We start from the raw sequence: 13,706 nt of genomic DNA, 5'->3' as shown, positions 1-13,706 counted from the left end.
TACCTTTTTTTATTGCCGTTGTATCTGCATTAAAAATCCGGACTTAAGCTAAACTTAATACCATAAGGCGCAACTCCCGGATGGTCGAGATAATTATACCTTTTGACCACATCTATCCGTAAAATTTTAAAGATATTGCCTATGCCGGCTCCCGCTTCAATATAGGGCACATTTCCTAACGCATAAGTGCCGTTTGCACCATTTGTACCTGAAGGGAATTTATATAAGTTTTTTGAGTAAAAAGGATTGTTTTCGTTGCGCAGGCCGCCATATAAAATTTTAAGTGAAAGATATTCCCTTAATTTTAAATGTTCTATTAGCGGGATCTTATTCAGAAAAAAACCATTAAAGCTTTGTGTAAGGTTTAAACCAACGTAATGATCACTCACAAACTCCAGGTAGTCCATCTTATTGTATAAATCAGGATCATAGCGGATAGATTGATTAGCTGCACTTATATTCAGCAGCGGGAACGGAACCTTCCCGCTTAAATAACCGCCCATCAATGTAATATCTGAATAGCCTAACTGCGAAAAGTAAAAACGCTTATAAATATTTGCACCAATATTGGTATAGGCATATGATCCGTTTAAGAACCCGGTAAAGCCATGGTTTACCTGCAGATCAAAAATTGGATATTTACTATAAATGGTATGACGTTCCTGGGTTCCCTGTAAAATTTGTTCGTGCGGGGCATACCTTAAATGCAAGTCAATTTCACTGGTGGTTAAATTATGTACTATAGTATTGTTGGCATCATTAAGCTGGTAAACCAATTTGGCGGCGGGCTGCTGATTCCAGTTTTTAAAGGCAATGTTGTATGAAAAATGATTTTCAAAGTCCTTTACATATTCAAGCCTGAAGATTTGGCTATAAAGCCAGTAATCGGTTTTGCCTGTTTGGAATGACGACAGTGCAGCTTGCCTGTTATTAATAGAAAAGCTATGTCCCGGTACATCAACATCAGACAAGTAACTAACTTTAAAATAATCATTTGGGAAACGATAAGGCGGTGTTTTGTTTAATGAAAAATAAGTGATCAGATCATACTTTATTTGCTTGTCCGTTGTTCCGTAACCGGTATAACCCTCCAGGTAAATGGATTGATTGAATTTCGGTGTCGTCCTTCCGCCTATCTGAAAGCGAAGGCCTTCCTGGCTGTTAAAAGAGAAAAACTGCCCAATCGGACCTACTTGCACAGGTCCAAAATCGCCATAGCCACCTGTAAGGGTGGATGCTATCCACATTGTCCGCTTAAAGGAGGGCATTTGCTCTAATTTACTGATCTTGCCATAGATCTGTGCTTGCTGCCCGCTAAGGGTATCAGTCCGGTGACTAGCCCAATAGCCGGTATCAGCCTCACTAGCGTTTTCTGCAATTTGTAAACTTTTACCCTGGTAAAATGCTTCTGGCTGTGGTGTGTTTAATTTATAGTTCGAATAAAAGACCGTTCGTTCGCCAATAACACCCAGGCCCTTGGTTTTTGAAATTCCAAAATCAGCTGTTACATCGCTTTTGTTGAGGTAATAACGCCCGCCGGGATCGTGTACGAAATCAAGACGGATCTTCAGGCTGCGCATAAAATTAATGTTGATCTGCTTATTTACATTCAGTTCGCATGCTGCAACAGCATAATGGCCGTCCATGGTAACCAGTAATTTTCCTTCAAATAGCAGATCGCCTTTGTTACGGGGCGTAAAACTAACTTCAACCAACTTTCCATTTGCCGTTTTTATGGTGTCGGTAATAAAAAACTTATAAAAATCAGGGGCATGGTTAGCAATCGGGCTCAGGAACTGGTTTGTAATGATGAAAATATTGTTTGAATAAATATCCAGGTTATTCCCGTAAAGTCGGTTCAAATAAACATCCAAACCAGCTGTATCCACAAATTTGATGATATTGATCTGCTTTTGCGCGTTCAATACCTGGATAGATTTGGAAGGATCTTTCCGGTAGTAGTTTTGAGATAGCTTTTCACTGAAATAAACCGGGAGCGATGTTTGCGCCTGCCCGTTTATCTTCAACGTGGTATCAAGCATAAATTTATACTTGCTGAAAAAATGGCCGTTAATAAACTTTTGCGACAGGTTAAAAAAAGATAAGCCTATCCGCTCGTATTGGTCATATTGAAGGTAATCTGAGCTTTCCATCCGGTTCTCATCCTTATGGTTAATGATCTGCTGGATAAGTGATACCGCAGGATTTCCCTTGTTCCGGTATCGTTTGCTTTTTCCCGAGGTAACTGAAACTTCTTTTATCTGGGTCTGACTGCTGTGAAGGCGGACGTTCAGCTCATTTACCTGCCCTGGTATAATGATTTTGGTGATGGTTAGGTAGCCGACGCGCGAAAATGTTACACGATTAAAGAAGCCCTGGGCGCTTAAAGTAAAATTCCCCAGCTTATCGGTGTTGGTGCCAAAATTACTGCCGCTAAAGCTGACGCTGGTAAGAGGAAGCGGAATGCCACTAACTGCATCAGTAACCCGGCCGTTAACCTGGGTAACTAGACGGGCCTGATCTTTCTTTTTAAGGCTATCTGTTTGCTGGGCAGCAACATTTAACGAAGCCAGAATCAAGCCAAAACAAGCTGATTGTTTTAATAGGTTACCGTTTAAAAACTTTAATAATTGAAAATTTCTCTTCCGTTGAAAAGTTAATGCGACTATAAAATTCCAAAAAATCAGTAACAAGTTATATGTAGAATTAATATTAAAAACGAACTAAAGAAACGTATTTATGACGCCATAAAGTATTAAAAAGGGGATATTAATTAAATGTAAAGATAAACTTTGATTCTGTATTGTTTTTGAAGTTGCACATAAATAAAAGCCCGTACTGAAGTTTGTTCCATGTGAACGGTGCGCACGATTGAAACATTTGGAACAAAATTTCACCCGTTGGAACAGCATGGAACAAGTGGAACGCCCGCAATAGTTAAAGGAATTTATCTAAACGAAAATTTGAGACAAGTATGGACGGTTAACCGCGAAGCAGGTCGTAAACCGGCGGCTCTCTGACGATGCGTGGGAGAGTAACATTTTATCACAATAAAGTATACAAGCTGCCATTGTTGCTTGCACGCGTTTATAATTGTTTATTATTTTATAATAAAAACCAAGCCATGAAACGCAATTACCTATTGATAGCTTGCACAGCTATTTTAATATCAGCTTGTAAAAAAGACTCCGTTCCAGATTTCAAGATGCCGGAAAATGCAGATCAGCCGCTGGCTGTTACTGTTGCTGCGGTTCAACCGTTAGTCGTTACAACCATAGCAGGGTTAGCGCGTTCGGTTGGTTATGTTGACGGGGTTGGCAACGGCGCAAGGTTTGCTTATCCCGATGGTATTGATGTTACGGATGACGGCACCATTTATATTGCGGATACTTTTAATAACGCAATCCGTAAAATATCCCCTTCCTATGTGGTGTCAACTGTAAAGATCCCTAAAAGCACCGACGGACAAACTTTGAGGTTCCCGCACCGGCTAAGAGTGATGAAGGATGGAACTATAAATATTTTAACTGTAAACTCTTATTTGCTTCCAAACCACAAAGTATGGATCTTAAAACCTGATGGCAAGGTTTTAACAGCCGATTTTAAACCCGGCTACCGGACATATAATGCCCTGGAACGGGATCCGTATACCGATTATTTATGGATAGGCGGAAATATGAATGCAAATGACGGCACCATAAAGGATGAGTTTGGGGTATTTGAAAAATTTATTATTAAAAATAAACTTATCGGAACTGATAATACCTACTTGCCACGCAAGTCCCTGTTGGCCGAAGATGCCCTGGCAATCAAAAGTACGCTTATATCATCAACCAGGACCTTTTTTTGCGGCTATAACAACATAAAGTACCTGGTGTTTGGCGGCAAACATATTTATAAATTAACATCATCAGGCCAATTTAGCGTGATTTTCAAGGATCTGGATTTTACAAATATCAGGTGCCTTGTTGTTACAAAAGATAGCCGTACAATTTATGTTGCCGATAACGGCCGGATAAAAAGCATCTTCAACAATAAGCTAACCTACCTGGCAGGTCCGCAGCCACCACATGACGGCGGCGACGGGACAGGCAGCAGCGCCGATGTGGATGCCGACCAGCTGGCGCTTGCCAATGACGAAAGCGCACTGTATTTCACTGACAGGAGTGGGATAATAAGAAAGATCACATTAAGGTGATGGAAACAATTCACGCGGAGGCAGAGATACGCAACTTCTTTAGTCCGGCACTGCATGCCCGCGCCAGGATGGGTAGTGTATGGTTGAAATTGAGTTTTCGTCTACCGTCAGCAGATAAGCTTCGGCAAAAATCTGTCAACACTGATGGCCTTAAGCGCGGGCAAGGGGCATAGGAAATTTTTCCATAGAAGGTCTGAAACAGAAAGGGTATCCCGGCAAAAATATTCCAGCCCGTGGTTTTTTCGCGGTTGTTTATTTTTTAAGGTGCTCAAGAGGGCTATGCCGTTTGACGGATTTGTGCGTGAAAGGCCCTGTGCGCAAAGAAGCATTTCTGCTGACTTGATGTTATTCGTATGCTGTTTGTTTTTTAAGGCACTCATTATCTCGCTATTGCTCGGTCTTTGGTCCTTTTTGTATCAAGACAAAAAGGACTAGCCTCCGCGGCAATTGAGCGGGAGAGTCATTAAGTGTTTGCACAAAATAAATTTCGGAGCAATCCGCGTTTGAATGAAGCTTTTGCATTTGAGAATCAGCCGTACGCTAATTACAGCAGATGGCACGCCACAGGCCTCGTGTTTGGTTGGTGACAACACCACAAAAGTAAATGGCGTTACCAATGATAGTGCAGACACACTATTCGCTTAAATGCCTGAGATATTTAGTTAAGGATTTTTCTTCCCTCCTTATGTGCAGCAAATGGAGGGCAGGTCGAGCGAAGCGTCGACAGGGTGGGTAAACCTACGTGCGGTACTCACGCAAATGCACTCGCGCAATATCAGCTTATAGACTCACCCCGCCCCGACGCTTCGCTGGATTAACCCAGCGCGGCAGTACGGCCAACTCTCCCATCGTCTACGTCGGCCGACCGCTCTATCGCCTTACTATGATTGAAAAAAATCGGGTAATGAAAGTAGAATATCTTCATAAAATGTTCGTTTTCGAAATGCGTTAATTTATTTCAAACTTGCTCATTTAAAATCATAACTTTTTAAGTTTCAAACAATTGTGCAATAAATTGGGAAGTGTTGTGCATTGTGTAAAAGTTAAAAATCAACTAAATTTTACATAATGGTTAATCTTTTTAAACGAATTGTAAAAGAATGGTTAAACTACATTTTACATAAATACAGATCCAGTCCAACTACTGTAGCAGGCCCCAATAACAACAATACTTCTGGTATGAACAAATTTTGTATTTTTAAGGCATGGGCCGTAATTATAAGTTTCACAATTTGCCAAAATTTATCACCATTGCTATAATGATTTTTAACTGTCATGCATCATTTTGCCAGTCGCGGTATAACCCTTCTGAGCTATTCCCGGCCCTCCCAATTTTCACACCTGGCAACCAATATCGTACAGCCACCGGCGAACCGGGGCCCGCATATTGGCAAAATCAGTCGGCTTATGTAATAGATGCAACCCTGGATGACAAGGAAAACCTGATAAAAGGAGTTGCAACCGTAACTTATACCAACAATAGTCCCAAAGCGCTTTCTTCTTTATGGATGCAACTGGATCAGAATGTTTATAAAAAAGATTCAAAAGGGATCCTGTCAGGATTATTTCTTTACAAAAATCCGGATGAAAAGGTAGCGGATGGTGGCTTTGAAATTGAAGGAATAAAGCTTGCTGATGATAAAGCTGGTGAAATAAAATATAATATTTATGATACCCGGATGGAACTGCGGCTGCCGGAACAGCTGAAAAGCGGGCAAAAGTTAACCTTCCGCATTCAGTATCAATACCGCTTCCCGGTAAATTATAAAAATGCCGATTTCCAGGTGAACAGAACAGATCTGTTGCCCACAAAAAACGGCAATATCTATGCGGTGGCGCAATGGTACCCAAGGATGTATGTATTAGACGATGTGGAAGGCTGGAACACGCTGCCCTACCTGGGCAATGGAGAATTTTATCTCGACTTTGGTAATTTCCGGGTGAACATTACGCTTCCTTCATCCTACATTGTCGAAGCATCCGGTGACCTGCTGAATCCCGAAGACGTATTAACCCCGGTTCAGCTTAAACGCTGGCAGGCTGCAAAAGAAGGTACGGAACGTGTGTTCATCAGGTCGGCAAAAGAGGTTGGGGAATCTTCTTCCAGGCCATCATCCGATACCTGCACCTGGAAATTCCGGATGGATAATACCCGTGATTTTGCATGGACAGCCTCCAAATCATTCATCTGGGAAGCTTTAAGCTTTAAACTTTTTAACGGAAAGCGTGTTATGGGCAGTTCCCTGTACCCCACAGAATCTGCAAAAAAGAATAGCTGGCTGCGGTCATCGGAATATATCAAATTTACCCTGCTGTATTTTTCTGAAAAGTGGCACGAATATCCTTTTAACAAAGCGGTTAATGTGGCATCAAACCTGGATGGCATGGAATACCCCGGCATGGTTTTTTGTTCGGCAAAAGATACCGGGAATATGTACTGGGCGGTAGTTAATCACGAATTGGGGCATAACTGGTTCCCGATGACCGTTGGCAGCAATGAGCGCAAATATGCATGGATGGATGAAGGGTTTAACCTTTTTATGGATAATATGGCCACCAAAGCGTTTAATAAAGGCGAGTTTATTGGGTATGCAGAAATTGACAGTCCGCGGATGGCGCTGTTTGCAGATAAATTACTGCCCATCCTCAGTCGCCCGGATGCCATACCGGGCAACCAGGTATACACTATTCAATACCAGAAAGTGGCTTATTTGTTGACCCTGTTACGCACCCAAATCCTCGGGCCCGACCGGTTTGACCGCGCTTTCAGAAAATATATCAGCGACTGGGCATTCAAGCATCCCACTCCCTGGGATTTTTTCAGAAGTATGGACAGTTCCACAGGTGAGGACCTCACGTGGTTTTGGAAATCCATGTTTTTAGAAAATTTCAAGCTCGATCAAAGGATCGCAAAGGTAGAGGCCGGGGCTAATAACAAAACACTGATCACTATTGAAAATATGGAAAGAGCTGCTATGCCGCTGGTAGTTGAAATAACTTATAAAAACGGCGCAAAGGAGCGGCGGGATTTCCCGGTAGAAATCTGGGAGTACAGCAGTTTATACATTTTTGCTGCCGCTAAAAATGAAGCCGTTGCCAAAGTGGTTATTGACCCTGAGCAGGTTTATCCAGATATGAACATTGGGAATAATGTTTATGAGGTGAGATGATGGGGAATTGGGATTTATATAGAGTTAGCCGCTGTCGCTGCCATCACGCAGATCTTAATAGCGTTGATTATCAATTGCAATTGCATCCATCTCAGACTTTCGTCAATAAAAAGACTGCTTTGGATTTATAATCAACACATGGAGGGAAATCTTTTATCTAAAAAGCAATATCACTCAATGAGTGGTATTGCTTTTTACCACCATGCATCGCAAACGACACTATCAACAAACTATCTATATTCCCAACTCCCATAATATTCCCCCAACCCTCCAAAAAATCCCCCATCAAATACATTATCCTAATAGTTAAATAATATTAACCATTTCACCATCCAAAACTCTAAATTTCAGCAAAAAACACACCCTCCCATATAATAATATTACCTTAAACGCAGCATATTAACTGAATAATAAATATTTTAATCAATAAATTATATGTAAAGTATTATTGAGAGATATAAAATATGTATATTTAGTTACCCCAAAGCTAAAACGCACTACCAGCTTATTAATATTTTCAAAATGTTTGGATAATTTTAATTGATTAGCCTATGAAATCGTTTATCTTGACTATTTCGCTACTTCATTTTATCACTTTCTTTGCATTGGCGCAGGATAAAAAAACCGAAGCCGACGATCATTATAAAAAGCTGGAAGAAAAATATAAACGGTTAAAAGATTCTTTAGCCTTAACGCCATTTATACCGGCGGTTTCATCGGTAATTATAAATTATCAGCAAATAGAAGTTAACTTTTTTACCTCGCTTATCTCCACAAACAAATACCGGGATGACCACGGCCAGCTGCTTGATATAAATGCACGCCAAACCTATTTGTATAACACTGTGCAGGTAAATTACGGCGTATCTAAAAATGCCCGGTTCAATGTTGGCTTAAACATAAATTCAATTTTTGGCCGCATTGACCAGGACAGGAACAGTTCGCCATTTAAAGTATTTGGTTCAGATGCAACGGGTAATAGCAGGTATGCAAGGGCCATAACTTCCATTGGTCCCCGCGTAGGGTGGCGGCCCTTTAAAAACAATTATAATTTTACAGTACAAAGCAGCTTTAGCTTTCCTGCCTTTGTAAGTACGGAGGACGAGAATATTTTAGGGCGAAGGCAAATTTATTTCCTGGCCCAGTTTTTATATAATCAGCCGCTAAGCAAGCGCCTGTTCCTTTTTTCGCAGCTGAGCACCCAGTATGGTTTTGAGCGGGATAATGCGCCTGCCGTATTTTACACGCCCGTATCGGTTTACCTGAGTTACCTTATTCCCCGTAAAACCATACTTTTTGCCTTATTTAATTATGTGCCCGTATTTACCAAAAATGACAGCTGGACCTATAACCGGTATATCACCCAGGTAGGCGGCGGGGTGCAGTACCAAATTTCACGGCATTTTTTAATTAATACTTACTATGCCGCCAATATTAAAGGAAAAAACTACCCTGATTTTGACAGTTATAATATCAGTTTGCGCTATATAAGTTTAAAGCATTAACTATTTCTCACATACTAAAGTAGGATCATCTTTCTGTCTGTCAAACGTACAGGTATGCACGGTGCCATCTTTTGACGAGATCAAAACCATCTCCAGCACACACGGATTATTAAACTTTGATGAAAACTGGCCCGCAAGTACTTCGTTGGTAGTATGATTAACAATTTCAACATAATTGATAAAATTATAGTTCGACGCTTTATTGAAATCATACTCATACCTGCCGGTAATATTAAAATTGCCGGTTCCTGTTGGGTCTGAACCTGGATCAACAAGCGTTCTGCCGTTCGGGGGATCAACCTGTGAAAATAAGCCGCAGCTCCATTGATTGGATATGGAAGGAATATAATTTGGCGGCGGAATAGTTACAATAGACCAGTTGATGTCGGCAGGGGCAGGCGGCGGCCCCAGGATTTGAAAACTAATGGAGGTGGTGCCTTTTACTGTTCTTATTTTAATGGTAACTGCTCCTGAGGGTAAATTTTTAGGGACAGTTGTTGTAACAACCTTTTGGTTATTGGTATAAACCACAGCATCTTTATCATTAAAAGTTAAACTAATAACTCCCGAAAGGTTATCGCCATAAATTAAAAGTGGATAATCAGTGTAATTTGCAGCAGGTAAAACCTTGCTTAGCGTAGGGGGGAGCGGGTCAATATGATCGGGGTTTTTAATTACCGAAAATTGCAATTGATTGGAGGTGCCCCCGCTTGTATGTACCGCAATATTATTTAAACCGGCAGTAGCCCCATTTGGAACCACGCTAATTACTGATGAATTTGTGGCCTGTACTATTTTTGATGAGATCCCATTGAATGTGATGCCGTCAGCATTTTGAAGATTGGAACCATTTACCTGTACCGGGTCGCCAACAATACCATTAACAGGGTCGACTGAAGTAAGGGTAGGGGCGGGAATAGTTTCTTTTGTCTTGGTTTTACCACAATGGATCTGGATAAATATTAAAGATAGAAATAGCAATACCAGGCCGGTTGTTTTTATCGATACCTTCATGATAATTTAGTTTAAAACAAATGTTTAACACAAAAAACAATAAAGTACGTGGTAGGTAAGTGTTTTTAAATTTAAAGTTAAATATATTAAAAAGCAAAATTTATATTTTAATAATATATTATAATAATTATAACCTTTTTAAGAGCCGTTTTAAGGTGGATTTACCGGGCCAGGTCATTTAAAACAAACTGCGACCGTTTATCTAATTCCTGCAGTCGTCGTTCCAATTGCAGCACCGCAGCTTCTATCTCGTGAATAATGATCTCTTTAAAAGCTTTTTTCTGTGAGCCTTTAACATTGCCCCTGTTATACTCATTAATGTCCCTTATTTTCAAGTTCAGGGTAAAAATATTAGCGCTGTGCAATTCGCCCAATGCGTAGTTCAATAGATCTCTTACTTCAGTTGCTTTAGTTTCATTCCATAGGTCGTGAACCTTTTTCTCGTAATCGCTATGCTGTTTATTTATATCTTCAAAAGCGGCATTATAACTTGTAACGGCATCAGCTAAAATTTGGAAAGCCTGGGGATCATCAAATGCATGCATCGCACTAAACTTAAAAGCGTCTTTTAGGTCCTTTGCTTCATTGGTATAGTTATTAATGGCCGATGCCAGTACGGGGTAAAAATCCGTTCTTTTGCTGTCCAAATCAATTTCATCTTTCAGGTCGGCAAGTTTAATGTCGCTCATTTTTTGTATCTCAGCCCTAAAAGCATTCAGTGTTTTTTCTATCCCATCCTGTTTAACCCCAAGCTGGGTTAACCTGTCTTTTAATTGATTGTTGCTTCGTGCAACGGCTTTGGTCAGGATGTCCTTAGGCGAATCGCCAATGTAGAATTCAATTTCCTCGTTTGCGCTTTTTGGAACTTTTGCTTTTCCGCCCACCGGGTAAATAATAGACCAATCGCTTTTAACCAGCTCCAAAACCACCACATTGGTAGTGTCCTTAATGGCAATTGTAAATATTCCATCAGTACCAGTTGTTCCGCTTCCCTCATTTACCAGCCTTACCGGTGCATTGGGCAAAGGCTTATTATTGCCATCAAAAAAGATCACCCTGCCCTTAAAATTTCGCTGGCAAAAGCCGGAATAAACAGGCAGCGCAAAGAGAATGATCAGCCCCAGCTTTAAAAGGTTTTTCATTATAAATTCAATTAAGGTTTTAATGATAACTTTAAGTTAATGGGCGTGCTTGCCGAAATGGTTACTCCTTCATTAAATAATATGGTCCCGTTAACCAGTACTTTCAGGGGCACTTGTTCTCCGGGCGGCAATGGCACATTTAAAACAAAATCGCCATTATCATTGGTATAACAAGTTGCCAGTCCGCTTCCGAAATTTAAAAAGGCATGCTTAACCGGCGCGTTTTTTTCATTAGTAATTGATCCTCTCAGTTGAGTGTTTAATGATTGTTTTGTCCTGGCGATATTAATATCAACATAATCTTCATTTTTTGAGATCAGCACCGAATCAGGGCCAGCCAATTGATAGCTTGTAATGATAGGCTTTACCTTAACCTTTTTATTATTAAAAGCTGCGGGGATGTCATGGAAAGTTACTTCGCCATCGTGGATCTTAACGTTGATGGGGTTTTTCCCGACGTATAAAATAACCGTGCCTTCATTCAGCAGTTCTGATGGGTTATCCGTACGGATTATGCGCATCTTTAGGTCAAATTGCGTTTTTTTGTTAAGATTTGGCATAATAAAGCCTCCCCCAACAACCAGGGCAAATATTACGATAGGTCCGGATAAGTTTAATTGCCCATAGGGAAAGGTTTCATTTGATTTAAAGGAAGCGTATGATTTCATTGCCCCGGCCAAAAAAGCAGCCGAGCTAAATCCAAGCGGGATAAGAATAATATAATAGATATTGCCCGTTATTCCCAGGGCATCCAGTTGTTTGCCAAAAAATATTAACACCGATGAGGCCGCTATACACAACAGAAATGCAATTCCGCTGATCCATACCCAACTGATTTGCCGGGTAGACTTTAGGCGATCCGTTTCACCAGCTTTCATACCATCTTTAAATAACTATTAATTAATATAGATGAGCCGTAAATATTTTATTAAATATAATGAAATAATATTTTTTATAAAGAAGAAATCAAGGGTGCAATTCAAATCGTCGCTAACCTGATGGTTTTTGGCTAAAGGCCTTAACTCTTATTTTATCTTTACCCGCCCCATAAACGGGACGGCAATGATGTTGTCTGCTATTTTTTTCATTCATTGCCATTTGGCTTCAGCCTGCGAACGATGGGCTTAGCCTAATTACCCGGGTTTAAAATATCCGCATTAAGATAATCAGCATAATTGCTGCGGTTTAAATTTTTTGGATCGGCAGTTATTGGCACAGCAGCGCCTACATTAAAAAAGTTAATATATGCACCGAGGCCTGTTGTGTCCGTTTTAAATTTATTGATGAACCTGGTTATACCGTACGGACTAATTGAGCTCAAGCTAAGTTTTTTTTGCAGATCAAAGGTGTTGTTCCACTTGTTTGCGTTGTTGGTTAAATCAAAATAATAAGTTTTCTCATTAATCAGGTTGTTCGTTTTTTTGTCGATCTCAGCTATTTCAAACGATGGATTGTTGCCATAAACCGGGCTTACAGACGGTACCGTACGGATGTATGCAACAGGGCCGCCAGCATTATTTATCACCCTGAAATCATTCCGGTGAATATGGCTTGCAATTATTGTCCTGATGGTTGTTTTATTGCCAGTGCGTGCATACTTCGCAACAGTATCCACAAACATTTTTGAATATTCATCACGCCACATTTCATTACTGTCATGGATGTTTTTGCCCGGCGGAATATGCGAAAGGATCCACACATCATTTCTGTTTTTCACGGCTTTACGTAATTCGCGCCCCAGCCAGGCAAGCATTTCTTTAGCATCATTGTCAGGAAATGGTTTTACCAGGTTAGGGTTAAAGCCCACAAGGCTGCTATTAATAACGATGAATTTTAAATTGCGCGCATTTGCCGGATGATAGGTATAATATCCATTTCTTCTTAATGATGGGCCATAGGTATCTGTACCACCCTTTTCCCAGGCATCTGCAAACCTGTTGCGGAAAGCAGGGCTTTGTTTATGGTAATTTCCATTATCGGTATCATTATTTCCAAACAAAGGAATAATATGAGTATGCGGAAAATTAGCCCTGAATAGTTGGGCAAGAAACTTAATTGCATTTGTTTTCAAAAGATTTTTTGTACCGCTGGGCAAGGAGGCGACAGACGGCGGTTCAGCAGAGCCATGCCAGATAAAATCACCTGCCAATATGATAAAAGCGGGCGGGTGCTTGTCGTCAAATTGCATTTTCATGCCCTTCATGGCCGACATTAAAAGACCATAATTTGAATCGTGCCCGCTCATTGTTGAAAAATCATATTTCACTTTTGAACCTTTAAAGATCCCGTCCCACCTGTCGTAAGGAGTCTTTTTTAGCTGGCTAACCAAAGTTGTATCATAAAACGGGTTAAAATGAATATCCGAAACAATCAAACACCTGCCTGTCTGCTTATCTGCTGCAGCTTTTTGCCCGTTTCCGCTCAGCGGAATAAAAAAGCAAACCATAATAAATAAAACGTAGATAAAGCAAAGAGGATTTTTTAATATTTTCATGCCGGTAAGGCTTACGGTTAAATGAGAATGAATTCTTAAAATTAACATAGAAAATAGTATAATCCAACAGGTAGGCTTTTATTGTGCACTGGTTGTATAAATGTTTACAAAAACCTCCCCCAAAAACATCTTTCTGACTTCTTCTCAAAAAACCTTCTACCTTTCACCTTTTCTACTTATTAT

10 protein-coding genes are annotated in these 13,706 nt (G+C 40.4%); 4 read left to right on the top strand and 6 right to left on the bottom strand.

The genetic code is table 11. The features are described 5' to 3' along the window. Positions 1-29 precede the first annotated feature (29 nt). Complete coding sequence (locus JWQ54_RS22310; RefSeq protein WP_299589585.1) at positions 30-2,579, bottom strand: DUF5686 family protein; 2,550 nt, start codon at positions 2,577-2,579, stop codon at positions 30-32. Positions 2,580-3,124: 545 nt separating this feature from the next. Between JWQ54_RS22310 and JWQ54_RS22305 the strand changes: the two genes are divergently transcribed. Continuing rightward, a complete protein-coding gene (locus JWQ54_RS22305; RefSeq protein WP_299589583.1) occupies positions 3,125-4,198 on the top strand; it encodes a hypothetical protein in 1,074 nt (357 codons plus the stop codon). A 107-nt stretch (positions 4,199-4,305) separates the two neighbouring features. On the opposite strand, the gene JWQ54_RS22300 is transcribed toward JWQ54_RS22305, so the two are convergent. Continuing rightward, positions 4,306-4,578, bottom strand: coding sequence for a hypothetical protein (locus JWQ54_RS22300; protein WP_299589581.1), 273 nt, complete (start codon positions 4,576-4,578; stop codon positions 4,306-4,308). Between the two features lie 127 nt (positions 4,579-4,705). Between JWQ54_RS22300 and JWQ54_RS22295 the strand changes: the two genes are divergently transcribed. The 3 genes from JWQ54_RS22295 (at position 4,706) to JWQ54_RS22285 (ending at position 8,873) form a co-directional block, all read left to right on the top strand. Then, positions 4,706-4,843, top strand: a complete 138-nt coding sequence (locus JWQ54_RS22295) for a hypothetical protein (RefSeq protein WP_299589578.1) — start codon at positions 4,706-4,708, stop codon at positions 4,841-4,843. A gap of 614 nt (positions 4,844-5,457) precedes the next feature. Then, on the top strand, positions 5,458-7,368 hold the full coding sequence (locus JWQ54_RS22290) for a M1 family metallopeptidase (RefSeq protein WP_299589576.1): 1,911 nt from the start codon (positions 5,458-5,460) through the stop codon (positions 7,366-7,368). A 551-nt stretch (positions 7,369-7,919) separates the two neighbouring features. Next, positions 7,920-8,873: a hypothetical protein gene (locus JWQ54_RS22285; protein ID WP_299589573.1), complete on the top strand. Its 954-nt coding sequence runs from the start codon at positions 7,920-7,922 to the stop codon at positions 8,871-8,873. Here JWQ54_RS22285 and JWQ54_RS22280 read toward each other — a convergent pair whose 3' ends face one another. From JWQ54_RS22280 to JWQ54_RS22265, 4 genes are all read right to left on the bottom strand, one after another. Then, positions 8,874-9,887, bottom strand: coding sequence for a hypothetical protein (locus tag JWQ54_RS22280; protein WP_299589571.1), 1,014 nt, complete (start codon positions 9,885-9,887; stop codon positions 8,874-8,876). It lies immediately after the preceding gene. A gap of 161 nt (positions 9,888-10,048) precedes the next feature. Next, positions 10,049-11,029, bottom strand: a complete 981-nt coding sequence (locus JWQ54_RS22275) for an Ig-like domain-containing protein (protein WP_299589569.1) — start codon at positions 11,027-11,029, stop codon at positions 10,049-10,051. Between the two features lie 11 nt (positions 11,030-11,040). Next, positions 11,041-11,907 carry a hypothetical protein gene (locus tag JWQ54_RS22270; RefSeq protein ID WP_299589567.1) on the bottom strand — a complete coding sequence of 289 codons (867 nt, stop codon included), beginning with the start codon at positions 11,905-11,907 and terminating at the stop codon, positions 11,041-11,043. Between the two features lie 251 nt (positions 11,908-12,158). Beyond that, the gene (locus JWQ54_RS22265) at positions 12,159-13,523 is read right to left on the bottom strand and encodes a metallophosphoesterase (protein ID WP_299589564.1); all 1,365 of its coding nucleotides are present in this window, start codon (positions 13,521-13,523) and stop codon (positions 12,159-12,161) included. Between the last annotated feature and the right edge of the window lie 183 nt (positions 13,524-13,706).

This window comes from Mucilaginibacter sp. (assembly GCF_028288225.1).
GTDB lineage: Bacteria > Bacteroidota > Bacteroidia > Sphingobacteriales > Sphingobacteriaceae > Mucilaginibacter.
Note: the sequence above shows the minus strand (reverse complement) of the source record. Positions and strands in the feature narration are given on the sequence as shown.